The sequence below is a fragment of the Streptomyces fragilis genome (assembly GCF_003112515.1).
GTDB lineage: Bacteria > Actinomycetota > Actinomycetes > Streptomycetales > Streptomycetaceae > Streptomyces > Streptomyces fragilis.
Map to the genome: position 1 here is coordinate 84,607 of NZ_BEVZ01000003.1, position 25,828 is coordinate 110,434.

At 74.6% G+C, this 25,828-nt stretch carries 19 protein-coding genes; all 19 read left to right on the forward strand.

All coding sequences use genetic code 11. The annotated features are described in order from the left end of the window. The first annotated feature begins 48 nt into the window (after positions 1–48). Positions 49–924 carry an isocitrate lyase/PEP mutase family protein gene (locus Sfr03f_RS11015; RefSeq protein WP_245967520.1) on the forward strand — a complete coding sequence of 292 codons (876 nt, stop codon included), beginning with the start codon at positions 49–51 and terminating at the stop codon, positions 922–924. Beyond that, a complete protein-coding gene (locus tag Sfr03f_RS11020) occupies positions 921–2,186 on the forward strand; it encodes a 3-oxoacyl-ACP synthase (protein ID WP_308216782.1) in 1,266 nt (421 codons plus the stop codon). Before Sfr03f_RS11015 ends, Sfr03f_RS11020 begins: the two co-directional genes overlap by 4 nt. Beyond that, complete coding sequence (locus tag Sfr03f_RS11025) at positions 2,183–4,432, forward strand: iron-containing redox enzyme family protein (RefSeq protein ID WP_108953665.1); 2,250 nt, start codon at positions 2,183–2,185, stop codon at positions 4,430–4,432. Before Sfr03f_RS11020 ends, Sfr03f_RS11025 begins: the two co-directional genes overlap by 4 nt. Positions 4,433–4,507: 75 nt before the next feature. Then, positions 4,508–5,716, forward strand: coding sequence for an acyl-CoA dehydrogenase family protein (locus Sfr03f_RS11030; RefSeq protein ID WP_108953666.1), 1,209 nt, complete (start codon positions 4,508–4,510; stop codon positions 5,714–5,716). A 440-nt stretch (positions 5,717–6,156) separates the two neighbouring features. Then, positions 6,157–7,287, forward strand: coding sequence for a cytochrome P450 (locus Sfr03f_RS11035; RefSeq protein ID WP_218028148.1), 1,131 nt, complete (start codon positions 6,157–6,159; stop codon positions 7,285–7,287). 50 nt (positions 7,288–7,337) lie between these two features. Beyond that, on the forward strand, positions 7,338–8,396 hold the full coding sequence (locus Sfr03f_RS11040) for a saccharopine dehydrogenase (protein WP_108953667.1): 1,059 nt from the start codon (positions 7,338–7,340) through the stop codon (positions 8,394–8,396). Beyond that, on the forward strand, positions 8,386–9,615 hold the full coding sequence (locus Sfr03f_RS11045) for a saccharopine dehydrogenase C-terminal domain-containing protein (protein WP_108953668.1): 1,230 nt from the start codon (positions 8,386–8,388) through the stop codon (positions 9,613–9,615). Before Sfr03f_RS11040 ends, Sfr03f_RS11045 begins: the two co-directional genes overlap by 11 nt. After that, positions 9,612–10,958: an ATP-grasp domain-containing protein gene (locus tag Sfr03f_RS11050; protein ID WP_108953669.1), complete on the forward strand. Its 1,347-nt coding sequence runs from the start codon at positions 9,612–9,614 to the stop codon at positions 10,956–10,958. The genes Sfr03f_RS11045 and Sfr03f_RS11050 overlap by 4 nt, the downstream gene beginning before the upstream one ends. Beyond that, positions 10,936–12,237: an MFS transporter gene (locus Sfr03f_RS11055; RefSeq protein WP_108953670.1), complete on the forward strand. Its 1,302-nt coding sequence runs from the start codon at positions 10,936–10,938 to the stop codon at positions 12,235–12,237. The genes Sfr03f_RS11050 and Sfr03f_RS11055 overlap by 23 nt, the downstream gene beginning before the upstream one ends. Before the next feature lie 262 nt (positions 12,238–12,499). Continuing rightward, complete coding sequence (locus tag Sfr03f_RS11060) at positions 12,500–13,822, forward strand: lysine N(6)-hydroxylase/L-ornithine N(5)-oxygenase family protein (protein WP_108953671.1); 1,323 nt, start codon at positions 12,500–12,502, stop codon at positions 13,820–13,822. 2 nt (positions 13,823–13,824) lie between these two features. Continuing rightward, a complete protein-coding gene (locus tag Sfr03f_RS11065; RefSeq protein ID WP_108953672.1) occupies positions 13,825–14,892 on the forward strand; it encodes an NAD(P)/FAD-dependent oxidoreductase in 1,068 nt (355 codons plus the stop codon). Further along, on the forward strand, positions 14,889–17,195 hold the full coding sequence (locus Sfr03f_RS11070) for a class I tRNA ligase family protein (RefSeq protein WP_108953673.1): 2,307 nt from the start codon (positions 14,889–14,891) through the stop codon (positions 17,193–17,195). The genes Sfr03f_RS11065 and Sfr03f_RS11070 overlap by 4 nt, the downstream gene beginning before the upstream one ends. Continuing rightward, positions 17,192–20,536 (forward strand): non-ribosomal peptide synthetase, encoded by a 3,345-nt coding sequence (locus tag Sfr03f_RS11075; protein ID WP_108953674.1) that lies wholly within the window; start codon positions 17,192–17,194, stop codon positions 20,534–20,536. Before Sfr03f_RS11070 ends, Sfr03f_RS11075 begins: the two co-directional genes overlap by 4 nt. Then, positions 20,533–22,104 (forward strand): AMP-binding protein, encoded by a 1,572-nt coding sequence (locus Sfr03f_RS11080; RefSeq protein WP_108953675.1) that lies wholly within the window; start codon positions 20,533–20,535, stop codon positions 22,102–22,104. Before Sfr03f_RS11075 ends, Sfr03f_RS11080 begins: the two co-directional genes overlap by 4 nt. Then, a complete protein-coding gene (locus Sfr03f_RS11085; RefSeq protein WP_108953676.1) occupies positions 22,094–22,357 on the forward strand; it encodes an acyl carrier protein in 264 nt (87 codons plus the stop codon). Before Sfr03f_RS11080 ends, Sfr03f_RS11085 begins: the two co-directional genes overlap by 11 nt. A gap of 1 nt (position 22,358) precedes the next feature. Next, a complete protein-coding gene (locus tag Sfr03f_RS11090) occupies positions 22,359–22,973 on the forward strand; it encodes a GNAT family N-acetyltransferase (RefSeq protein WP_108953677.1) in 615 nt (204 codons plus the stop codon). Next, positions 22,970–24,124 (forward strand): C45 family autoproteolytic acyltransferase/hydrolase, encoded by a 1,155-nt coding sequence (locus tag Sfr03f_RS11095; protein ID WP_108953678.1) that lies wholly within the window; start codon positions 22,970–22,972, stop codon positions 24,122–24,124. Before Sfr03f_RS11090 ends, Sfr03f_RS11095 begins: the two co-directional genes overlap by 4 nt. A gap of 28 nt (positions 24,125–24,152) precedes the next feature. Beyond that, complete coding sequence (locus Sfr03f_RS11100) at positions 24,153–24,989, forward strand: 4'-phosphopantetheinyl transferase family protein (protein ID WP_108953679.1); 837 nt, start codon at positions 24,153–24,155, stop codon at positions 24,987–24,989. After that, positions 24,974–25,825, forward strand: coding sequence for a hypothetical protein (locus Sfr03f_RS31525; protein WP_108953680.1), 852 nt, complete (start codon positions 24,974–24,976; stop codon positions 25,823–25,825). Before Sfr03f_RS11100 ends, Sfr03f_RS31525 begins: the two co-directional genes overlap by 16 nt. Positions 25,826–25,828: the final 3 nt, after the last annotated feature.

Sequence of the window (25,828 nt, forward strand, 5' to 3'; positions counted from 1 at the left end):
CCCCGCACGCCACCCGTACCGGCGCGAACAGCGCAGAGAGGACCCGCCGTGAACCCGGCCTCCACCGACCAGCACCGACGAGCCGTCGCCTTCCGCCGACTCCACGAAGCGGACGTGCCGTTCGTCGTCCCCAACCCGTGGGACGCGGGCACCGCGCGCATCCTGGGCGCCCTCGGATTCTCCGCGCTCGCCACCACCGGCGCCGGGCTCGCCTACAGCAGGGGAGTGCCGGACGGCGAGGGACGGCTCGGCCGGGAGGAGATCCTGGAGAACGCCAGGTGCATCGTCGGGGCGACCCCGCTGCCGGTCACCGCCGACCTGGAGAGCGGCTTCGGCGACACCCCGCAGGAGGTGGCCGAGACCGTCCGCCGGGCCGCCGGGGCAGGGCTGGTCGGCGGCTCCGTCGAGGACTCCACGGGCCGGCCGGGCGACCCCGTCAGGCCACTGGAGGAGGCGGTCGAACGGGTCGCCGCGGCGGTGGAGGCCGCCCGGGGCCTCGACTTCCCCTTCACCGTCACCGCCAGGGCGGAGAACTTCTTCCAGGGCAGGCCCGACCTGCCGGACACCGTCCGCCGGCTGCAGGCCTACCAGGAGGCCGGCGCGGACGTCCTCTACGCCCCCGGGCTCCCGGACGCCGGCGCGATCCGCACCGTCTGCTCCGAGGTGGACCGGCCCGTCAACGTGCTGCTGGGGGCGCCCGCGCTGGCGCTGACCGTCGAGGAGCTGGGCGCGCTGGGAGTCCGCCGCATCAGCGTCGGCTCCGCCATGGCCCGGGCCGCGCTCGGCGCGCTGGTCCGTGCCGCGCAGGAGATCCGGACCCACGGTTCCTTCACCTTCGGAGCCGACGCACTGCCGTACGCCGAGGTCAACACGATGATGGCGGCCGAGCTCCCGCCCGGCCCACAGGAGGACCGAACGCCGTGAGCACGCGCATCCCGAACACCCGAAACCAGAGCACCCGGGACCAGGCCCTCCGGGACCAGGGCCCCCGAAACCCGAGCACCCGGGACCGGAGCGGGCGGACCCCGAGCGGTCGAACCCCGGGCGCCCCGCCCGACGGCGGACCCGCCGGCCACGGCACGCCGTCCGGCGGAGCCCCGGCCGGCGGCTCCCCGGCCGGGAGCACCGCACCCGCCGGCGCCCCCGATGCCGGACGCCGGGGCGCGACCGCCTCCTCGCACCTGTCCGGCCCCGCCTACGTCCTGGGCGAGAAGGAGCTCGACCACACCGTGGTGGAGGACCTCGTCGAGCGGGCCCGCGAGTTCGGCATGCCGCCCCAGGCCGCACTGTGGGGGTGGGGCACGGTGCGGCGGACCGCCGAGACCCTGCAGAGCCTCGCGGTACGCGCCGGCCTCACGACCCTGCGCACGAGCGGGACGGACCCGTCGGACGTCGACTGCCTGGTGCTGTGCTCCACCCGCTTCCCGGGCGGTCCGCGCACCCACGGCCGGTTCGTCCAGGAGGTCCTGGACGGTCTCGGACTGGAGAACGCCGCGTTCACCGGCGTCACGCTCAACCGGTGCACCAACCTGCTGGCCGGCCTGCGCCTGGCCCAGGCGCTGGTGACCTCCGGCCAGCACCGCAAGGTGCTGGTGGTCACCACCGACCGGGTGACGGACGAGTCGCGGCGCCTGGAGAAGTTCGCCCTCTTCAGCGACGGGGCGGCCTCCGCCCTGGTGAGCGCCGAGCCGCTGGGGCCGGACGCCTACGAGATCGTCGCCGGCGCCTCGGCCCAGGACCGCAGCGAGCTGGAGTGGACCAACGAGGTCAGCCCGGTGCTCTCCCGCACGGTCAACGAACGGATCCTGCACGCCGCCGAGATGAAGATCGGCGACATCGACGCGGTCCTGCACCTGAACCTCTTCAAGCCGCTCGTAGTCCTGAAGGAGCGGCAGGCCGGGTTCACCAAGGACCAGCTCTGGCTGGACAACATACCGAGGTTCGGCCACTGCTTCGCCGCCGATCCGCTCATCAACCTCGTCGACCGGGCGCAGAACGGCCAGGTCAAGGACGGCGGGAGCTACCTGCTCGCGGCGAGCGTGCCCGGCGTCCGGATCGGACTCCTGCTGCGCAGGCGGCCGGCCGCCACGGCGCCCGGCCTCCAGGAACACCACACCCAGGGGACCGCCGGGCCCACGGCCCCGCGACCCGCCACCCAGGCAGACGAGACCGGGGAGTCACGATGAACGCCAGCACCGCATTCGCCCTGCCCGACGCCATGACGTCGCTGCCCCGGGGCCCCCGCCACTTCGGGCCGAGGGCCGCCGAGGAGGCCGCGGAGATCGTCGCCGGCCCGCCCCGGGCGCTCTTCGGCCGGCTGCTCACCGACCAGGAGAGCGAGACCACCCTGCTGGTCGCCCTCCAGGTGGTGGAGTCCTTCCTCGCCTCCGCCCGGCTGCCCGCGCAGCCGCCCCTCGACGCGGCCGACGTCGCGGCCTGGACGGCCGGCGTGCGGCGGGAGATCGAACCCGCCGTGCGCGCCCTGCGGGACAGGCCGCGGGAGACCCGCGAGCTGGTCCTGCGGCAGCGCGCCCCGCTCACCCTGCTCGGGGCCTGCTGGCTCGACACCGTCTCCCAGGCTGCCACCCAGCCCTCGGTCGTGGTCAACCGGCTCTTCGGACACCACTGGCTCCTGCAGGGCGAGGGAGAGTTCGAGCGCGGGCAGCTCGCCCGCCGCCGGCGCTCCCTGGCCGAGCAGCGGGTCCACGTGCCGGCGGTCGAGTCCGCCGACTTCCTCCGGCAGACCGAGGCCCGGCCGCTGACCGCCCTGACCGCCGCCTTCCACCTCGCCCTCTCCCGCCTCCCCTCCTCCTTCCTCCCCGAAGTGGTCGGCGTGCACTACGCGACGGCCGCGCTCGGCACCGACTCCCTGCTCCTGGGGGACGAGCCCCTGCTGGCGGAGGAGGACGTCCGGCCGCTGGTGGAGGAGTACCTGCTGTTCGCCGGGAAGTCGCCCACCGGTGAGGACGACCGTGCCCGGATGCTCCGCGCCGTCGCCCTGGTCCTCGACCTCGAGCGCGAACACGTGGCGACACTGACCGAACTCGCCGACCGGCACGACGGACTCTCCCTGGAGGGGAGGGTGGCCCGCATCGTGGAGCGGCACGCCGCGTTCGCCGGCCGGCAGCACCGCGGCGTGCGGGTGGGGGACCGGCGGCTGGCGGACTGGCTCGGCGACCCGGACCTCGACCTGCGCGAGTTCGTCGCCCGCTTCCGCGAGTCCCGGCAGATGAGGACCGACGCCGACGGGAACTGCCGCTTCCTGAAGTCGATCAAGTTCGGAGGCCCGATGTTCGGGATCTTCGACGAGCGTGAGGCCGCCGTCTTCACCGAGTGGAGCAGGGCCATCGCCGCCGGGGAGAGCCCCGACCTGGACTTCGAGCCCGACACGGCGGGCGACGCCCGGTTCGAGGAGCGGGCCGCGGCGCTGCGCGCACACCGGCCGGCGGAGCTGGTGCTGGAGGACGCCCCGGCCGGACTCGACGACCGCCACCTGCTGCACCGCGTCGTCAACGTCGAGCAGTACCCGCACATCCTGCCGGTGGCCCGGAAGCTGGCCGAGGCCGGACTGCGGGACGCCGAGATCCTCTTCCGGTACGGAGGCGGCGGGAAGCTGACCGACGCCTCGTACTTCGACTACACGCCCGAGGCGCTCATGGAGCGCGTCGACCGCATCTACTGGGACAAGCTGGTCGACCCCTACCGGCCGCTCACCGAGATCCCCGACCGCGACGAGGTCGTCTTCCAGCAGACCACCTACGCCCTCGGCAGCCTCATCGACGGCGCCTGGGCCCACCGCATCGGCAACCTCGGGCGCAACGACCGGCGGAGCGACGCGATGCTCTTCTCCATCTACGCCGACGAGATGGGCCGCGGCGACCTGGCCAAGAACCACATCACCCTGATCCACCAGGTGCTGGCCAGCATGGACATCCACCTCCCGCACATCCGCCAGCCCGAGTTCCTGGACCAGGGCGACCTGCCCGACCACCTCTACGGCTTCTCGCTCCACCAGCTGTCCCTGTCGCTGTTCCCGGACAGCCTCTACAACGAGATCCTCGGCTACAACCTGGGCATCGAGATGTTCGGTCTCGGCGAGATGCGGCTGCACGAGATACAGAAACTGCGCCGCCACAACTTCGACGTCTCCTACGAGGAGGCGCACCTGTCGATCGACAACTTCTCCGCCGGCCACGCCCGCCAGTCCGCGGACATCGTCGTCTCCTTCCTGGAGGACGTGCGGCGCCGCTCCGGCGAGGAGGCCGTCCAGCGCGAGTGGCGCCGGGTGTGGCGCGGCTACGCCTCCTTCGCCTACTTCGTCGAGCACCACCTGGTCCGGCAGGCGCTGGAGCAGGAGCAGGAGCTGGAGCAGGAGCGGGAGGCCGGCGCGGCCGGACCCCTGCCGCAGGACGAGGCCGACCTCCTCATCTGACCCGCCGCGCCGGCCACGGGGCCGGCCGCCCCGACCGACCGCTCCCGAACCGACCACCGGAGAAGGACCAGGATCATGGAACCAGCCACCAGCTTCGACCCGGAAGTCCTCGCGCTTCCCTTCTACGACGACAGCCACCGCGACCTCGCCCGGGCCGTCGGCGTCTGGTGCGACGACAACGCCCCGCTGTGGCGCGGGATCCGGGAGGAGGACCCGGACAAGGCGGGGCTGACGCTGGTGCGCCGGCTCGGCGAGGCCGGCTGGCTCTCCTTCCTCGACCCCGCCGCCGGCCAGGCGCACCCCGGGGACCACCGCGCCCTCTGCCTGACGCGCGAGGCCCTCGCCTACGCCGAGGACCTGGCCGACTTCGCCTTCTCCATCCAGGCGCTGTCCGCCACCCCGGTGATCCGCTTCGGCAGCGACGCGCAGAAGGAGGCGTACCTGCCCCGGATGGCCTCCGGGGAACTGGTCGGAGCCTTCGCCGTCTCCGAGGAACAGGCCGGAAGCGACGTGGCGGCCGTGGAACTGCGCGCCGAACGCGACGAGGACGGCGGCTACGTCCTCGACGGGCGCAAGGCGTGGATCGCCAACGGCACGATCGCCGACGTCTTCGTGGTCGTGGCGCGCACCGGCGGCGCGCCCGGCGCGCTCGGGCTGACCACCTTCCTGGTCCCGCGGTCCACGCCCGGGCTGGAGGTGCTGCCCCTGGAGCCGCTCGCCCCGAGATCGTTCGCCCACCTCTCGTTCACCGGCTGCCGGGTGCCCGCGGACGCCGTGCTGGGCAGGCCGGGGCGGGGATTCGTCGTCGCCATGGACCTGCTGGAGCGGTTCCGGATGACCGTGGGGGCGGCGGCGCTCGGCTTCGCCCGGCGGGCGGCCGACACCGCGCTGGCGCGGGCCCGGACCCGCCGGGTGGCCGGCGGGCTCCTCGCCGACCAGCAGCTGACGAAGGCCGTCCTGGCGGACATGGAGGTCTCGCTCGACGCGGCCGCGCTGCTGGTGGCCCGCGCCGCCTGGGAGGCCGACCGCGGCAACCGCCGCTTCGCCCACCACTCCAACATCGCCAAGCTCCACGCGACCGAGGAGGCCCAGCGCGTCGTCGACTCCGCGGTGCAGCTGCTGGGGGCGTCCGGGCTGGTCCGGGACAGCGTCACCGAGCGCCTGTACCGGCAGGTCCGCTCCCTGCGGGTCTACGAGGGGACCTCCGAGGTCCTGCGGCTGTCCATAGCCGGAGCGCTCGACACGCGCCGGGCGGACCGCGCCGCCGCGGACCTCACCGCCTGACGGCGGGCCCGCCGCCGGGGCCGGCGGCCCACCTGGCACCGCCGCCACACGGTCCGAGCCACCCCCGGCCACCCCGGTACCGCCCGTGGCCCCCGCCCGCACGGGTGGAGCCGATCCCCCCGCCCTCCGATCCCCCCCCGCCTTCCGAGCACGGTCCGCCCAGACGGGTTGATCCCCGCCCTCCGAGCCCCATCCGCCCTGACGGGTCGAGCACCCCGCCCATGACCCGCACCTCACCCGCCCAGGCGGGCGGAGCGGATCCGCCCTGTGTCCGAACTCGCCGCCCGGCCGGGCCCGTTCGCCCCGTCCGCCCCCGCTGCCCATCCGCCCGGGCGGTCCCGTCGATCCGCCCGTCGATCGCGCCGTCCGCGCCGAACCGCCGTACCACCGACCGCGCCGTGTGCTCGCCGCCACCGCGCCGCCGACCGAGGAGAACCCCGGTGACCACCCCCGTCGAAGCCGTCCGGATGCCCGACCCCTACCCCTACTACGCCGCCCTGGTGGCCGAACGCCCGCTGGCGTACGACGAGAGAGCCGGCGCGTGGGTGGCGTGCGACGCCACCGCGGTGGGCGCGGTGCTGCGGGCCGGGCAGCTGAGGGTGCGCCCGCCCGAGGAGCCCGTCCCGGCCGGCATCCGCGGCACCGCGGCCGGCGAGGTCTTCGGCGACCTGGTGCGGATGACCGACGGCGAGCTCCAGCGCCGCCTGAAGCAGGTGGTGACGCAGGCGCTCGGCGCGGTGGACGCGCAGGAGGCCGCACGGTCCGCCGCCGGGCACGCCCGGGCCCGCATCGCCGAGGGCTTCGACCGGAACCTGCTGGAGGACCTGATGTTCTCCGTGCCGGCCCGCACGGTCGCGTCCCTGTGCGGCCTCGACCAGGGCCGCGGCGCGGAGGCCGCCCGGCTCGTCGGGGACTTCGTCCAGTGCATCCCGGCCTCCGCGACGCCGCCGCAGCAGGCCGCCGCGGCCACAGCCGCCGCCCGGCTCCAGGACCTCCTGGGCCCCGCCCTGGAGAAGGAGGAGGGCGGACTCCTCGCCGCCCTGGTGGCCGCGGCCCGCAGCCACTCCTGGACCGGGACCGCCCCGCTGCTGGCCAACGCCGTCGGCTTCCTGTCCCAGACCTACGACGCCACGGCCGGACTGATCGGGAACACCCTGCTCGCCCTCGCCCGGGGCGAGCGGATGCCGGCCGGCCCGGACGGCGCGGACGCCTTCGTCACCGAGGTCGCACGGCACGACGCCCCCATCCAGAACACCCGCCGCTTCGCCGCGGCCCCCTTCCGGCACGGCGACGCCGAGATCCTCCCCGGCCAGCAGGTCCTGGTGGTCCTGGCCGCCGCCAACCGTGACCCCGCCGCCAATCCCGACCCCGCGCGCTTCCGGCCCGACCGGACCGACCCGGTGGTGCTGACCTTCGGCGCCGGAGCCCACGCCTGCCCCGGCCGGACCCTGGCCGTCGCCGTCACCCGGGCGGTCGTCCGGGAGCTCCTGGACGCCGGCTTCGACCCGGCCGCGCTGCCCGCCGAACCCGCCTACCGCCCGCTGGCCAACGCCCGCATCCCCGTCCTGTGACCACCGCCCGCCCCTCGCACGTCACCGCCGAGAGAGAAGGTTCCGCGACCATGCCGGAGACCCCGCACCTGTGGATGCGGCACGAGACCCGCCGCAGCGAACGACGCGCCCCGCTGGTCCCCGAGGACGCCGCACGACTGGTCCGCCAGGGCGTCGCCATCACCGTCGAGGAGTCCGACCGGCGGGTCTTCCCCCTCGAGGAGTACGCCGCCGCCGGCTGCCGCACCGTCCCCGCCGGGAGCTGGACCGACGCCCCGGGCGACGCCTACGTCCTGGGCCTCAAGGAACTCCCCGCCGAACCGGCCCGCCTGGAGCACCGCCACATCTACTTCGGCCACGCCTACAAGGGCCAGGACGGCGCGGGCGAGCTGCTGGACAGGTTCGCCGCCGGCGGGGGCGCGCTGCTCGACCTGGAGTACCTGGTGGACGAGGACGGCCGCCGTCTCGCGGCCTTCGGCTACTGGGCCGGCTACGTCGGCGCGGCACTCGCCCTGCTGCACCGCCGGGGCATGCTCAAGCCGCCGCTGCGGCCGCTCGCCAAGGAGGAACTGGACGCCCTGCTGCGCGAGGGCGCGGACCAGGACTGCCGCGCCCTGGTGATCGGGGCGCTCGGCCGCTGCGGCCGGGGCGCCTGCGACGCGCTGGCGGCCGGCGGGGTGGAGGCCACCCGGTGGGACGTCGAGGAGACCCGCGACCTGGACCGCCGGGCGCTGCTCGGCCACGACCTCCTGGTGAACACCGTGCTCACCACCCGCCCGGTGCCCCCGTTCCTGCGCCGCGAGGACCTGGACACGCCGGGACGCCGGCTGTCCCTGGTCTCCGACGTCACCTGCGACGTGACCTCGCAGTGCAACGTCCTGCCCGTCTACGACCAGGTCACCGACTGGGACGCCCCGGTGCGCCCGCTGGCCTGCGACGGCCCGCCGGCCGAGGTCATCGCCATCGACAACCTGCCGTCGCTCCTGCCCGCCGAGAGCAGCCGCGCCTTCTCGGCGGAGCTGGCCCCCCAGCTCGCCCTGCTCGGCGGGGCCGGACCGGCGTGGCGGCGCGCACTGCGCTCGTTCGAGACCGCCGCCGCCGACAACGAGAGGGAGAGCCATGTCCACTGACCCCATACCGGAGACCGAACGCGCGCAGGAGTCCCCACGGACGGCGGCGCCCGCGAGCGGCGTCGTCCACTGGATCGGCACCGGGCTGTCCACCGGACCCACCGGACTGCGGCTGGTCTGCGACCGGGCCGCCCGGGTGGTGCTGTGGGACAGGACCGCCGAGCGGGCCGCCGCCCGCCTCGCCGCCCTGGGCCTCGCCGGCCGCGCCGAGACCCGCTCCCTCACCGACGAGGCGCTCGCCGCCGCGCTGGGCCCCGGGGACGTCGTCGTGTCGATGCTGCCCGCGGGCGAGCACCCGCGGCTGCTGCGGATCGCCCTGGCCGGCCGCGCCCACTTCGCCTGCACCAGCTACGTGTCGGACGAACTGGCCCGCCTGGCCGACGAGGCGCGCGGCCGGGGCCTGGTGGTGCTCACCGAGGCCGGCATCGACCCGGGCGTGGACCACCTGATGGCCCACCGGCTGGTGGAGCTCGCCCGCGAGGCGGTCGGCGACACCGCGGAGACGGCCGACCTCGTCTCCTACTGCGGCGGAGTCCCCGCCGTCCCCAACGCCTTCCGCTACCGCTTCAGCTGGGCGCCGTACGGGGTGCTCGCGGCGCTGGGCACGCCCGCCCGCCACGTGCACGGCGGCGAGGTCCGCACCGTCGAGCGGCCCTGGGAGGCCACCCGCGTCCACCGGCTGGGCGGGGAGGAGTTCGAGGTCTACCCCAACCGCGACAGCGTGCCCTTCGTCGCCCAGTACGGGATACCCGAGGGCTGGCGGCTGCGCACCTTCGTCCGCGGCACCCTGCGCAACGCCGGCTGGCACGACGCCTGGCAGGACGTCTTCGCCACCGTGAGCGGCGGCGACGAGCGGCGCGTCCGGGACCTGGCCGCCGAGCTGGCCGCCCGTCACCCCACCACCGCCACCGACCGCGACCGGGTGGTGCTCTCCGTGGCGCTGGACGTACGGGCCGCCTCGGGCGCCCGCTGGCAGGGCTCCTACCTGCTGGACGTCACCGGCGAGGCGGACGAGAGCGCGATGGCCCGGTGCGTCTCGCTGCCCCTGGCGTTCGGGGTGACCCGGCTGCTGGACGGGGCGCTGCGGGCCGGAGTCAACCGGCCCGCCCCGCCCGAGGACGCCGCCTCCTGGCTGGACTCCCTGGCGGCGGCAGGCCTGCCCGCCGTCTTCCACGAAACCGCTCCCCACCTCGCCGACATGGAAGGAACCCCGGCATGAACAACACCACCGAACGGCCCGAGGCGTTCGTCCTCACCGGGGCCTTCTGGGTCGTCTGCCGCAACACCCGCTACCTGCAGGAGCTCGCCGACCGCGGACTCAAGGTGCTGCTGATCACCCCCGAGAGCTACCGCGAGCACGCCGGGCGCTGCATGGCCGACCCGGACCACCCCGCGTCCCTCGTCGACGAGGTGGCCTTCGTCGACGGGTCCCTGGACCAGGAGGGCTCGTTCACCGCGGGCTTCGTGGCGCGGGCCCGCGACTGGAGCCGCCGGTACACGATCGTCGGCGCGTACGCCGTGGGCGAGACGCTGGTGGAGCCGACCGGACTGCTCGGCGACGTCCTGGGCCTGCGCGGTCCCGGACTGCGGGCCACCAAGGTGTGCCGCAGCAAGTACCTCCAGCGCTGGTACCTGGAGGAGTTCTCCCCCGCCTCCACGGTGGTGCCGCCGGGCGAGCGGGCCGCGCTGGACGCGGACGCCCTGGAGTACCCCGTGGTGGCCAAGCCGGCGACCCGCCACTCGAGTTCCGGCGTGGTCACCGTGGCCGACGCCGCCGCGCTGCGCGCGGTGGTCGCCGCCTACCCCGCCCACGAGACGGTCCTCGTCGAGCAGAAGTCCACGGGCCAGGAGTACTCCGTGGAGAGCCTGGTCCAGGACGGCAAGGTGATCTTCGCGGCGGTCACCCGGAAGGAGACCACCGAATCGGCCGCCCGGACCTTCGTCGAACTCTCCCACTCCGTCCCCGGGGTCCGCCCCGGCCAGGACCAGGAACTGCTGGACGCCAACCGGGCGATGCTGGAGGCGCTGGACTTCCGCGACGGCATCGCCCACGCCGAGTGGCGGCTGGCGCCGGGCGGCCGGCCCCACCTGATGGAGGTCGCCGCGCGCACCCCCGGCGACGGCCTGCTGGCCCTCTACCAGCTCGCCACCGGGGCCCCGCTGGAGCCGGAGATCGTCAGGATCGCGCTGGGGGAGACGGCCTCGTACCCGCAGCCGCGCCGGTGGGCCCGGCAGATCTACCTGGAGCACGAGGAGGGCGTCCTGGAGGACGTCCACGTCGACTGGCCCGGGGTGAGCGCCACATGGGTCGGTGACGGCGGCACGTGGCCCGAGGCGGAGGCCGGCCCGGTGGACGCGCCGCCCACCCTGCGCGCGGTCCTCGTCCTCAAGGACCGGGACGCCCGGCTGGGGCCGCTGGAGAGCTCCGAGGACCGCGCGGTGACCTTCCTCATCGACGCGCCGACCCCCGAGCAGCTCGACGCGCTGGAGGAGCGGGTGCGTGCCGCGGTGCGCCTGACGGTACGTGAGGAGGCCGGGGATGTCGTCCGACCGGCGGCTTGACGCGGACAGCGGCCTGGAGAAGGCCCCGGCCACGGTCCTGGGCACCCTGCGGGAGGCTCCGCTCGCGGTGAGGACCGTGCTGGCCGGCGTGCTGGTCAACCGGCTCAGCGGATTCCTCAACATCTTCCTCGTCCTGTTCCTGACCGCGGAGGGCCACTCGCCCGGCGACGCGGTGACGGCGCTCGGCTTCTACGGCGCGGGAGCCGTCCTCGGATCGCTCGTGGGCGGGACGGCGGTCGACCGGCTGGGGGTGCGCGCGGCGACCGTGGTGTCCATGGCCGGGACCGCCTTCCTGACGGCGTCCCTGCTCCACCTGCCCGGTCTGCCCCTGCTGCTGGCGGCGGTCGCGCTCGCCGGTCTGTCCGCCCAGCTCTTCCGGCCCGCCTCGGCGACCCTGCTCTCCGAGCTGACGCCGCCCGACCGCCACGTGATGATCTTCGCGATGTACCGGTTCGGGCTGAACGTCGGCGCGACCGCCGCCCCGCTGGTCGGCTACGGCCTCTACCACGCCGGCGGACAGGGGTACGTCCTGCTCTTCTGGGGGGAGGCGCTGATCGCGCTGCTGTACGCCGCGGCCGCGTGGGCCACCCTGCCCGCCCGGGCCGGGCGGACGGACCGGGGCGGGCGCACACCCGACGGAGGCGAGGGGCCCGGGCGCGGCAGCTACGCGGCCGTGCTCCGCGACCGGCGGTTCCTGCTCTACCTGGTCGCCGCCTTCTGCCACGCGGCCGTCTACGTCCAGTACACCTCGACCCTGCCGCTCTACATGCAGGACGTGGGCATGGCGATGTTCTGGTACACCTTCGCCGTCGCCCTCAACGGCTTCGTGGTCGTCGCCTTCGAGCTCCTGGTCACGAAGTACGCGCAGACCTGGCCGCTGAAGGTCACCATCGGCCTGGGCTTCGCGGTGGTCGGTGCGGGCGTCGCGCTGTACGGGCTGCCGATCGGGCCGGCCGCCGTGGTCATCGGCACGCTGGTCTGGTCCCTCGGCGAGATCATCGGCGGCCCCTCGGTGTTCGCCTACCCGGCGGGCGCGGGCCCCGCGCACCTGAGGTCGCGCTACATCGGCGGCTTCCACTTCATGTTCGGCCTGGGCACCGCGCTCGGCCCGGTCATCGGCGGCTGGCTGCTGCTGAGGCTGGACGGCGGGTCCCTCTGGCCGGTCGTCGCCCTGGGATCCCTGGCCGCCACCGTCTGCGGACTGGCCGCCGTCCGCCGCCCCGCCGTGGCGCGGGAGACGGTCAAGGAGACGGCGCAGGCGCCGGCCGCGGTGGGCTGACGCCGCCGGCCGGGCACCGGTCGCCGCGCGGCGACCGGGCCGGCCACCCCGCCACCACCGCACCCCACCACACCACCTCACCACCTCACCCGTCACCGCCGGGCCACCGGGCCGGCGGGCCCGGCGGCGGCCCCGGCCTGCCCTCGTACCGGGCCCGCCGCCCCCGCTCCGCCAACTCCCGGCTCACCGGACCCGGCTCGTCGACATCCGCCGCACCACCCCCGGTTCATCACCGCATCCGTATCGAAGGAGAGGCTCGACCATGGGGCAAGACAAGAGCGCGACAGGCCCGGCGCACTACCGCTGCGTGGGGGTCGGGGTAGGACCCGCGAACCTCAGCCTGGCGTCCCTGCTGCACGAACTCCCGGACATGCCGAACCTGTTCCTGGACCGCAGGGCGGCGTTCGGCTGGCACGACGACCAGCAGATACCCGGAACCACCCTCCAGGTGTCCATGTTCAAGGACCTGGTGAGTCTGGCGGACCCCCGGTCCCCGTTCTCGTTCATGGCCTACCTGCACGAGCAGGGGCGCGTGTACCACTTCCTCAACGCGCAGTTCGACGAGATCCCGCGCCGCGAGTGGCGCAACTACCTGGCCTGGGCCAGCTCCCGCAACCCCAACGTCCGCTTCGGCGAGGCGGTCCAGGAGGTCGACTTCCAGGACGGGCGGTTCGTCGTGCGCACCGACCGCGCGGAGGTGACCGCGGACAACGTGGTCGTCGGCGTCGGCAGCAGGTCCTGGGTCCCCGAGCCGGCCCGCCCGCACCTGGGCCCCACGCAGTTCCACGTCAACGAGTTCCTCACCTGGGCGCGTGACCTGGGCGGGAAGCGGGTCGTGGTGGTGGGCGGCGGGCAGTCCGGGGCGGAGGCCGTCAGCAACCTGATCTCCCGGTCCGGGGCCGAGCTGCCCCGCCGGGTCTCGTGGATCTCCCGGCGCAGGAACTACTTCCCGATCGACGACACGCCGTTCACCAACGACTACTACATGCCGGACTACGCCGACCACTTCTACCGGCTGCAGCAGGAGACCCGGCTCAAGCTCAACGTCGAGCACATCCTCACCAGCGACGGCATCTCCGGGTCGACGCTGCGGGAGATCTACCAGCGCATCTACGTCCACCGCTTCATCGACGGCCGGCAGGACCTGATCGGGCTGCACCCCAACCGGGAGGTCACCGAGGTCAACCGCGCCCCCGGCGGCGGCTGGGACCTCACCGTCCGGCACGCCGACGAGCCCGGCGCGGCCGACCACTTCGAGGCCGACGTGGTCGTCTGGGCCACCGGCTTCAAGCCGGCCGCGACACAGTTCCTCGCGCCGATCGCCCACCGCCTCGAGCGGTCGGGCGAGGAGCTGCGGGTCGACGAGGACTACGCGGTCCACTGGGACGGGCCCGCCGACCGCAGCCTCTTCGTGCAGAACGCCGTGCGCGGGCAGCGCGGCCTCGCCGACCCCAACCTGAGCCTCAACGCCTGGCGCAGCCGGCGCATCGCCGACCGGCTGTGCGGCGTCCGCCACGACGAGCAGCTGCCCTCGTTCGTCGAGTGGTCGACCAAGGCGGCCGCCGTCGGCCAGTGGGAGGCCTGACCATGACGGACAGGACCGACTACGCCGTCGTCGGCGCCGGGGTCCTGGGCTGCCTGATCGCCCGGGAGATCGTCCTGCGTGACCCGTACGCCACGGTGACCGTGCTGGAGCGTGAGGCGGTCGCGGGCGGCGCGAGCCGCCGCTCGGCCGGCCTGCACTTCCCCCGGGGCGGGACCTCCCGGGTGCGGGAGATGGCCGACGACAGCCAGCGGCGGTACGAGCGGCTGAGGTCGCAACAGCCCGGCCTGCCCATCCACAGCCTGCCGATGACGGTGATCGCCCCGGCCGGCCGGGAGGCGGAACTGCGCGAGGCGTACGTGCCGGACGCCGGGCTGAGGCCGGCGACGGAGGCCCCCGCGATCCTCGGCGGCGTCCCCGCGGGCATGGACGTCTGGGAGGCCGACGGCTGCCAGTACGCGGACGTCCACTCCCTCACCCACGTCCTGGCGGCCGGGCTGCGCCCCTCGGTCCGCTTCCGCGAGGGCGTGCGGGTCGACGCGATGGAACCGGCCGCCGACGAGGTACGGCTCGCGCTCAGCACGGGCGACGTGATCGAGGCGGGACACGTGGTCCTCGCCCCCGGCCCCTGGGTGGCCGCCCCCGCCTGGTGGGAGCTGACGAGGCCGCTGGGCGTCAGGGTCAAGAAGATCGTCGCCCTGCACATCGAGCGGCCCCCGGCCCCCGGAGACGGAGCGGTGGTCCTCCACGAGGAGGACGCCTTCCTGCTGCCGTACCACGACCGCGGCCACTGGCTGTTCAGCTACACCTGCCAGGAGTGGGACGTCGACCCCGACACCGTCCCCTCCACGCTCTCCCCGGAGAACCGGCGCGAGGCCCTGGAGATCCTCGGCCGGTACGCCCCCGGCCTGGTCCCCGACAGCCGGTCCGGCCGGGTCTTCTGCGACGCCTACTCCCCGGGGCGGGAGCCGGTGGTGCGCCCGCTCACCGAGGACGGCCGGGTCGTCTTCGCCGGCGCCGCGAACGGCTCGGGCTACCGGCTGGCCCCCGCGCTGGCGGCGCTCACCGCCGATCTCCTTCCGCTTCCTTCTTCCCGAAAGGTCATGTCGTGATCATCCACAGGTACGACGAGAACGTCCTCTCCGAGGCATTCGGCATCGACATGAGCGACGTCGAGGGGCTGGGCACCGGCGCCGGCTGGGGGCGGGTCGTCCCCGGCGCCGCCTCGGACAGCCACCAGCACGACGAGACGGAGATGTTCGTCATCGTCGCGGGCCACGGCGAGATCGTCGTCGACGGACGCCCGCACCCGGTCGAGCCGGGCACGGTCGTGGTCTTCGACCCGTTCGAGTCGCACGTGCTGCGCAACACCGGCGACGGCGACCTGGTCTTCCTCACCCAGTACTGGCGCGACTCCCGCCGCGCCCTGGAGTCCGCCGGGAACGCGGAGCGGAAGAACTTCGGCGAGCGTCCGGTGTTCGTCTTCTCCACCCCGCCCACCCCCAACGGCGACCTCCACCTCGGCCACCTCTCCGGCCCCTACCTCGGCGCGGACGTCTTCGTCCGCGCCCGGCGGATGCAGGGAACCAACGCCTGGCACCTGACCGGCAGCGACGACTACCAGAGCTACGTGGTGGCCGCCGCCCGCGCCGACGGCCGGGGGCCCGCCGAGACGGCCGCGCACTACAGCGCCGAGATCGCCGCGACCCTGGCCCTGATGGACATCCGGCCGGACCAGTACACGGTCACCGACGCGGACCCCGCCTACCGGGAGGGCCTGCGGGACTTCTTCAGCCGCGTGGTCGCCGACGGCACCGTGAAGGTCACCGACTCCGACGCCCTCTTCGACGCGGACAGCGGACAGTACCTCTACGAGGTCGACGTCAAGGGCCGCTGCCCGAGCTGCGGTTCGGGCACCGGCGGCAACATCTGCGAGGAGTGCGGCGAGCCCAACGTGGTCACCGACCTGGTCGACCCCGTCTCCGCCGGGTCCACCCGCCCGCCCCGGCGGGGCACGGCCGCCCGCTGGACGCTGCCGCTGCACGAGTTCGCCGACGAGACGGCCGCCCACCACCGCCTGGGGCGGGTCCCGGCCCGGCTGCGCGAGCTCGCCGCCCGCCTGTTCGCCCGCCCCTCCCTGGACATCCCGGTCAGCCACCCCTCCGCCTGGGGCGTGCCGCCGGCCGAGACCGACGTGGACGGCCAGGTCATCTGGGTGTGGCCGGAGATGTCGTACGGCTTCCTGCACGGCATCCAGGAACTCGGCCGCCGCCTCGGGGAGGACTGGCGCGCCGCCCGGCCGGAGCAGGACTGGAAGATCGTCCACTTCTTCGGCTACGACAACAGCTTCTACCACGCCGTCCTCTACCCGGCCCTGTACCGGCTGGCGTTCCCGGAGTGGACGCCCGACATCGACTACCACGTCAACGAGTTCTACCTGCTGGAGGGCGCCAAGTTCTCCACCAGCCGGCGCCACGCCATCTGGGGCAAGGAGATCCTCAACCCCGACACCGTCGACGCCGTCCGCTACTTCCTGTCCTCCACCCGCCCGGAGGGCTCCCGCACCGACTTCCGGCGCGCGGCCTACGAGGCGACCCTGAACGACACGCTCATCGGCTCCTGGCAGGGCTGGCTCAACGACCTCGGGTCCCGCGTCGGGGAACGCCACGACGGTCTGGCCCCCGACGCCGGCACCTGGACGCCCGAGCAGTCGGCGTTCCTGGCCAGGCTCGGCACCCGGCTCGCCGCCGCCACCGGCGCCCTGGCGCCCGACGGGTTCTCCCTGAGCCAGGCCGCCGCGGAACTCGACGGCATCGTCGCCGACACCCTGCGCTTCTCCCGCCAGGAGGAACTCCTCGCCCGCGACGCCGGCTGGCACAGCGAGGCCCGCACCGCCCTCGCGCTGGAACTGGCCGCGGCCCGGCTCCTCGCGCACGCCGCCGCCCCCGTCATGCCCCGCTTCGCCGCGCGGCTGGCCGACGCGCTCGGCCTGCCGGAACCCTCCGCCTGGCCGGACACCGTCGCACTCGTCACCCCCGGCTCGAAGATCACCCTCACCGACGCGGTGTTCTTCCGGCCCACCGACGCCCGGGCCGAGGCCGAGGCCGACGCCCGGGCCCAGGCCGCCGAGGCCGCGGACGGCTCGCGCGTCGTGCGCCAGTGGCTCGCCGCGACCGTCCGCGACCTGCTCCAGCTGTCCGGGACGGAACTCACCGGTGACGCGGACCTGGTCGGCGTGGGGCTCAGCTCCCTGCAGGCCGTGACCCTCCAGTACCGCATCCTCGAGGAGTTCGACGTGGACCTCACCCTCGACGAGCTGCTCGGCTCGACGAGCCTGGACGACCTTGCCCGGACCGTCGAGGGACGCGTCGGATCCCCGTCGCCCGCCGGCATCGCGGCCGAGGGGGACCGATGAGTCTCTTCGAGGTCCTCCGCGAGATCGAGAGCCGCGGGCTGTCCATCACCGTCGACGGTGACGACCTCAGGCTCCAGGGCGGCCGGGAGAGGATGGACCCCGCGTTCATCTCCCTCGTCAGGAACGCCAAGCAGGAACTGGTCGCCCACCTCTCCCAGGAGGCGAGGAGCGGCGGCCCCGGCTTCCCCCTCACCAGCCTCCAGCGCTCCTACCTGCTGGGCCGCGGCGGCATCTTCGAGATCGGGGACGTGGCCAGCCACGTCTACCACGAGATCGAGGGCCGCTGGGACGTCGACCGCCTCCAGGCGGCGCTGCGCAGCGTGGTGGACGCGCACAGCGCACTGCGCTCCCGCTTCCCCGGCGACGACCGGCAGACGACGCAGGCCCGCGGCGACGGGCCCACGATCGGCCGCCTCGACCTGCGGCGCGAAAGCCCCGAGGAACAGCGGCGCATCCTCCTCGACCTGCGCGAGCAGCGCTCGCACCGGGTCCTGCCGGCCGACCGCACGCCCCTGCTCGCCGTCGACGTGACCCTCCTCGCCGACGACCGGATGGTGCTCCACGTCAGCCACGACGGCCTCGTCATGGACGGCATCAGCATGTTCCTGTTCTTCCGCGCCTGGCACGAGGCATACCAGGCGCACCAGGGCGGCGGCGCCCCGCCGGCCGGCGGCCCCGACGAACTCGTCTACGAGGACTACCTCGCCGCCCTGCGCTCCGGACGCGACCGGGCCCCGGCCCACCGCTCCCGCGAGTACTGGCTCGCCCGGGCCGAGAAGCTCGCCCCCCACCCGGACCTCCCGCTGCGCACCAGCCCCTCGGCGCTGACCCGGTCGCGCTTCTCCCAGCGGCAGGTGCGCCTCGACGCGGCCACCTGGACGCGGGTCAAGGAACGCGCCGCGGAGGCCGGGCTCACGCCCTCCGCGCTGCTGCTGAGCGCCTACGCCGAGACGCTGTCCGCCTGGGGCGCCGGACCGGCCTTCACCCTCAACACCACGGTGGCCGTCCGGCCGCCCGTGCACCCGAGGATCTTCCAGGCCGTCGGCCAGTTCTCCGACACCCTGCTCGTCGAGGTGGAGATCGACCGCACCGTCTCCTTCGAGAAGCGCGCCCGCGCCCTGCAGACCAGGCTCCGCCGCGACCTCGACCACCACCACTTCTCCGGCGCCGACGTCATGCAGGAGATCGCCCGCCACCGCGGCTCGGTGGGCGCCGCCAGGATGCCGTTCACCTTCAACAGCGCCATCGGGCACGCCGACGGCGTCGACGGCTCCACCCTGGAGCTGTTCGGCCGCGAGACCTTCAGCGTCAGCCAGACCCCCCAAGTGTGGCTCAACGCCTTCGCGATGGAACAGCACGGCGGTCTCGTCGTCCAGCTCGACGGCGTCGACGAACTGTTCCACGAGGGCCTCCTCGACGACCTCGCCGACGGCTACCGCACGCTGCTCACCGCCCTCGCCGACGAGGAGGCCTGGCGGCGCAGGACCTTCGACCTGCTGCCCGCCGCCCAGCGCGAGCGCCGCCGCCTGGCCAACGACACCGCCACCGAGCGCGCCTGGACCATGCCGGGCGGGGCGATCGCCGCCCGGGCGGCCCGCACGCCCGACGCCCCGGCCGTGATCACCGCCGGCGGGAGCCTCACCTACGGCGAGCTGCTGGCCCGCGCCGCGGACGCCGCACGATGGCTGCGCGCGGGCGGCGTCGGCCGCGACGAACTGGTCGGCCTGGTGATGCACCGCGGACCCGAGCAGATCGTGGGCATCCTCGCCACCGTGCTCGCCGGAGCGGCCTACCTTCCGATCGACGCCGCACTGCCGGCCGAACGGCAGGAGTACATGCTGCGGGACGGCAGGGTCACCCACGTCCTGACCGGCACCGGATGGCAGGACCCCACCGGGCGGATCCGGGCGAGGCACCTGGACCTGACCGGGCCCGCGGGCCCCGTCGGCGAGCTGCCGGCGCCGCTGCCCGGAGCCGGCCCCGACGACCTCGCGTACGTCCTGTACACCTCCGGCACCACCGGCGCCCCCAAGGGCGTCATGGTCAGCCACCGCAGCGTGATCAACGTGGTGGAGGACTGCCGGGAGAGGTTCGGCATCCACTCCGGCGACCGCTTCTTCGCGATCAGCGCCTTCAACTTCGACCTGTCGGTGTGGGACGTCTTCGGGGCGCTGACCGCCGGAGCCGCCCTGGTCGTGCCGGACCGCGACCGGGCGGCCGACCCCTCCCACTGGCTCGAGCTGTGCGCCGGCGCGGGCGTGACGGTGTGGAACTCGGTGCCGGCCATCGTCGCCCTGCTGCACGAGCAGGCCCTCGCCGAGAACACCGTGCCGCCCGCCCTGCGCCTGGTGATGATGAGCGGCGACCGCGTCCCGCCGGCCCTGCCGGCCGCGCTGCGCCGCCTGAAGCCGGACCTCGACGTCGTCTCCCTCGGCGGACCCACCGAGACCACGATCTGGAACATCCTGCACCCGGTCCTCCCGCACGAGGACGGCAGCGAGTCCATCCCGTACGGCCGGCCCAACTCCAACAACCGGGCCTACGTCCTCGACCAGGACGGCCTGGACTGCCCCGACTGGGTGACCGGCGAGATCTGCGCCGCCGGCACCGGCCTGGCCCGCGGCTACTGGAGGGACGAGGAACGCACCGCCCAGCGGTTCTTCCACGACCCGGTCCGCGGCGAGCGGCTCTACCGCACCGGGGACCTCGGCCGCTACCTGCCGAGCGGCGAGATCGCGATCATGGGCCGCGGTGACTTCCAGATCAAGGTCAACGGCTACCGCATCGAGGCCGGCGAGGTCGAGACCCGGCTGGTCGCCCTGGACGCGGTCGCGCAGGCCGTGGTCACCCCCGGCCAGGGGGCGCGGGGCAGCAGGCTGGTCGCCCACCTGGTCCCCGCCGGGGACGCGCGGCCCTCGGCGGCCGACCTGCGCGAACCCCTGCGCCGGACGCTGCCCGACTACATGGTCCCCGCCGTGGTGGTCTGGCACGACGAACTCCCGCTCACCCGCAACCGCAAGGTCGACCGCGCCCGCCTGGCGGCCCTGCCCGTCGAGGAGCCCGACCGCGCCACCGCCCCGGCCGCCGGCCAGGACGACGGCGCGCCCGCCACCGGGACGGAGAAGGTCCTCACGGAGATCTGGAGCTCGGTGCTGCGCGGGGTCGCGGTCGGCGTGCACGACCGCCTGGCCGACCTGGGCGGCGACTCCATCGCCGCCGCGCGGATCCTCACCGCGGTCCGCAAGCGGTTCGGGGTCACCATCCCGCTCGACATGTTCGCCGAGATGGACACCGTCCGCGCCATGGCCGCCACCCTCGCCCCCCAGGACGGTGCCTCATGACCGCCGCCCCCACCGGCGACCTCACCGGCGCCCGGCCGGCACCCGGCTGCTCGGTCCTCAACGACGTCGTCTCCCTCCCGCCGGCCGGCGGGACGATCTCCTTCGCCCGCCTCGACGGCGCCCGCAGCATGCCGCTGACCGAGCTGTACGAGCTCTCCGGCCGCCTGGCCCGGAGGCTGCGCGCACGCGGCATCGGGTCCGGCGACCGGATCGGCGTCCTCGCCGCCAACTGCCCGGAATGGGTGCTCCTCGACCTCGCCGCGCTGCGGCTGAAGGCCGAGACGGCGGGCTTCGACCCCGGCAAGTTCGACCCCGACGACGACCTCGCCGGACGCTACGACCTCGCCCTCCTGTTCACCGACCGGCCGGCCACGGCACCCCGGACCGTCCCGATGACCCTGGTGGGCGACCTGCTCGCCGAGGAGGACGACCCGCACGAGCCGCCCCTGCCCCAGGTGGTGTGGGAACCCGACGACGTGACGACGGTCAAGTTCACGTCCGGCAGCACCGGCGTGCCCAAGGGCCTGGGCGCGACCGCCGGCAGCGTCGACGCCTCGCTCGCGGCGGTGCAGGAGATCTTCGAGCACAAGCCCGGCGACGACCTGTTCGTCTTCCTGTCCCTGTCGCTGCTCCAGCAGCGCTACTGGGTGTACTCGGCGCTGGCCCACGGACACGACGTCACGATCAGCACCTACGAGGCCGCCTTCGCGACCCTGCGGCGCACCCGGCCGACCGTGGTGATGGGCGTGCCGGCCTTCTTCGAGACGGCGAAACGCCAGATCGAGGCCCGGCTGCGCAGGCCGGGCGGCGAGGACACCCTCCAGGAGGCGGCCCGCCGGGTCTTCGGCGACCGGATCCGCTACCTGTGGACCGGATCCGCCCCGGCCGCACCGGCGATGCTGCGCTTCTTCGACGAGGCGGGCCTGCCGATCTACGAGGGGTACGGGCTCAACGAGACCTGCATCGTCACCAAGAACCACCCCGGCGCCCACCGGGAGGGCAGCGTGGGCCGGGTGCTCCCCGGCAAGGAGGTCCTGTTCGACGAGGACGGGGTCATCTCCGTGCGCAGCGACCGTCCCGTCAACCGCGCCTACGCCTACGCCGCGCCCGGCGACAGCGAGCGCGTCTTCGGCCCGGACGGGACCGTGCGGACCGGTGACGTCGGGCACCTCGACGAGGACGGCTTCCTGTTCGTGCGGGGCCGGGCCGACGACGTCATCGTCCTCGACAACGGCAAGAAGATCGTCGTCAGGCCGATGGAGGAGAGCATGCGCTCCGGCGCGGCCGTCGCCGAGTGCGTGCTGTTCTGCCCCGCCCAGACCGAACTGGTCGCCGTGGTGTCCCCGGCCTCCCTGCCGGCCGACCACGCGGCCATCGCGCGGCAGCTGGCCCGCGCCAACGCCTCGGCCGCCCCCGACGAGCGGATCGGCCGGGTCATCGTCGCCGACGAACCGTTCAGCGAGGCCAACGGCCTGCTCACCTCCCAGTTCAAGCCCCGCAGGAGTCACATCCTCGACGCCTACCGGGCACGCGTCCACGACCCGAAAGAAGGCATCCATGCGTCCTGACATCGAGCTGACGGCCAGGGACCACCTCTCCGCCGTGCTCAACCCGCCCGTCGCCCCCGAGGCGATCGACCCCGACGCCGACCTGGCCGGCGTCTACGGGCTCACCTCGCTGAACAAGGTCCTCTTCCTCACCGAGGTGTGCGAGGCCGCCGACGTGGACCTCGGCCACTTCACCGAGGACGACCTCGCCGACATGCGCACCCTGCGCACCGTCGCCGAGTCGCTCACCCTGCACAGCGGAAAGGCGGTCTGACATGAGCTGGAAGGACTTGGCGCCCGCGGTCCTGGAGAACGAGCACGTGCTGCTGCGGCCCGTCACCGAGGCGGACCGCGAGGGTGTGCGCGCCGTCGCCATGGACCAGGACATCTGGCGCTACTTCGTCTCCCTGGTGGAGAGCGACGCCGACTTCGAGACGTTCTTCGCGGCCTGCCTCGCCGACCAGAGGGCCGGACGGCGAGTCGTGTTCGTCATCGTCGACAAGGACAGCGGCCGCATCGCCGGCAGCATGAGCTACGGGAACATGGCCGAGGCCGACGCCCGGCTGGAGATCGGCTGGTCCTGGCTGGGACGCGACTTCCGCGGACGCGGCGTCAACCGCTGGGCCAAGTACCTGCTGCTGGAGCACGCCTTCGAACGGCTCGGCGCGCAGCGGGTCGAGTTCAAGACCGACGTGCTGAACGAGCAGGCCCGCCGGGGCCTGCGCAACATCGGAGCGGTCGAGGAAGGCGTCCTGCGCAGCTTCAACTACATGCCGGGCGGGCGGCGCCGCGACGCCGTCTACTACAGCGTGCTCGGCGGCGAGTGGCCCCGCGTGAAGGCGGAGCTCGCCGTGAGGCCGAAGGTCTCCCGGCTGGACACCGTCGGATGACCCCCGGCGGGGGCATCCCCCTCGTCCGGGCGTCGGGCTCGCCCTACGACCTCGGACACGCCCACGGCGAGGCCCTCGCCGGCCCCCTGCGCTCCTTCCTCGACGACTCGGTCGGCCGTCTCGGCAAAGTGATGCACGAGCCGGTCACCTGGGACGGACTGCGGCCGCGGATCGCCGCCCACCGGGCGGCGGTCGCGGCGGCCCTGCCCGACCTGGCCGAGGAGGTGGCGGGGCTGGCGGCGGGCGCCGGGATCACCGACGAGGAGGCGTGGCTGCTCCAGCTGCGCAGGGAGATCATGGGGTACCGGAAGATCCGGGCCGCCGGCGACTGCACCACCTTCGCGCGCGCCGGCGCGTCCGGCCCGGTGCTGGCCCAGACCGTCGACCTCAACGGCGACCTGGACGACCACCTGGCGGTGCTCGACCTCGCCCAGCCTGCCGGCGGGCACCGCGCCCTGGTGCTCAGCTTCGCCGGGCTGCTCGGCTACCTGGGGCTCAACAGCCGCGGCCTCGCCGTCGGGCTCAACCTCGTCCTGGGCGGCGAGTGGCGCCCGGGCGTCCCGCCCTACCTGGCCATCCGCCACCTGCTGGACACCGCGGGCAGCGTCACCGAGGCGCTGGAGGCGCTGGACGGCCTGCCGCTCGCCAGCTCCCGGAACCTGGTGCTGTGCGACCGGCGGCGGAGCGTGTACGTCGAGATCCTGGAGAACGAGACGCGGATCGTGGCGGAGGCGGAGGTGGCGCACGCCAATCACTTCCTGCACCCCGACTTCGCCCCGCGGGACGAGATCAACGTCTTCGCCCGCAACTCCTCGGTCCGCAGGCTCGACGCGGCCCGGGCCGGGCTGGCGGGCATCCCGGCCGGCGCCGGGGCCGAGGAGTACTTCGGCCTGCTCTCCCGGCCGCCGATCAGGGTGCCCGACCGGGGCGACATCAGGGCCGAACGCACCGTGGCCGCCGTGGTCGCCTTCCCCGACCGGGGGGAGCTGCACGTCCGGCGGGGCGACCCCGCGCTGACCGGGACCCAGGTCTTCCGCCTCCACGACGACCCGCCGGTCGCCGCCGGCCCGGCGGCGACCGGGGTGGCAGGGGCGGCAGGGGCGGCGGCGGCAGGGGCGGCGTCGCGGATCGGGGGAGGTGCGCGGACATGAGGAGGGGCGACACGGGGGGAGGGCGGAGATGAACGGTGACGCGGCGGTGCAGTTCTGGCTCGTCGACCTCGACACGGCGGAGCCGGCGTGGACCGGCCCGGACCCGGCGGCCGGCCACCGGGCCGGCACCTGCCGGGTCCTGGCGACCGAGGAGGAACGGCGGCGTGCGGCGGCGTTCAGGAGCCCGCTCACCGCCCGCCGGTTCCTGCACTCCCGGCTCGCCATCCGGGCCCTGCTGGGCACACGCCTGGCGACGGGTGCGGGCGGGCCGCGGCTGGCCCGCCTGCCCGGGGGCAAGCCCTACCTGCCGGAGCATCCGGGAGTCCACGTCAGCTGGTCGCGGTCGGACGGCCTGCTGCTGGTCGGCGTGGACGAACGGGGACCGATCGGCGTGGACGTGGAGAGCCCGCGCTTCATGCCGACGCCCGAGGACGTGCTGGAGACCGTGTGCGACACCTTTCCGCGTCCGCTGTCCGACGCGGGCTTCTGGCCCGCCTGGACGATGCTGGAGGCGGCCGTCAAGGCCACGGGGGTGGGGCTGGCGAGCGGCGGGAAGGACGTCGAACTCCTGCCGGGCGGCGGGGAGGAGGTCCTCCTCGGCCGCGTCCGGGGGCATCCGCCCGGCCGGTGGCACGGACGGACCCTGCGGTGGCCCGCCGCCGAGGGCCGCCCGGCCGCGGTCGCCGCCGTGGTGACCGACCGGCTGCTGCCGGCCCGGCTCTCCGTCGTCCGTTCCCCTGCCTCCGGCCTGCTTCCGGCGCCGGGAGCGAGGGAACCGTTCCTGGTGCCCGGACCGCCGGGCGCCGACAGCCCGTGGAGTGGCTGGAGCCATGAGGAGGAGGCCGTCTCGTGCCTGACGATCTGACACCGGCGCCCGTCGCGACGCCGGCGCCCGTCGTGACACCGGCGCCCGTCGCGACGCCGGCGCCCGTCGCGGTGCCGGCCGTCCGGGAGAGCGCCGGACGGTGCGAGCTGCGGGTGGGCGTGCCGGCGGCCGACGGGGCCGGGCTGGCCCTCGCGGTGTCCGAGGCCCTCACGGGGGAGCGGACGCCGGTGGGGTCCTGGACGCGCAGGGGCGGCGCGCGGGAGCTGACCGCCCCCGGGGTGACCGCCCGGCTGACCGGGGGCTGGGACGGCCCCACCCTCACGCTGACCCGGCGGGCCGGGCGGACGGGCCCGGAACTGGACGGCTCCCTGCTGGCGCGGATCGCCGGACCCTCCGGTCACGGGGTGGACGACGAGCCGTGGGACGCGGGCCGGGGCGGCACGGCGGCCGCGTCCTCCTTCCGGGTGTCCGACGGCAGCGAGACCACCTGGTACCGGGCCTGGCGGAGGCTCGCGGAGCTGTGCGGTCTTCCGTCTTGGGCGTGCGCGGAGGTCGTCGCTCCCGGCGTCCTGCGCACCACCGGCCCCCGGGACCCGGTCCTCGTCCACGACCACGTCGGTCCGCCGCCGATGCCGCCGGGCTGGCTGCTGCAGTCCTGGTCCGCCCACCAGGAGGGCCTGCACCACTTCTTCCTGCGTCCCGGTAGGGGCGCCCCGGTGCCCGACGTGCGCTCCGCACGCCCGGAGGAGAGGGAGCGGGCCGCCGCCCTCCGGCGCGCCTGGACGGCCCTGGCCGCCCGGACGGCCGGCGGGGGCCCGCCGCCGGGCGCACCCTCTCCGGTGCTGCCCTCGTTCGGGGACCTGCGCCTGCCCTGAGGC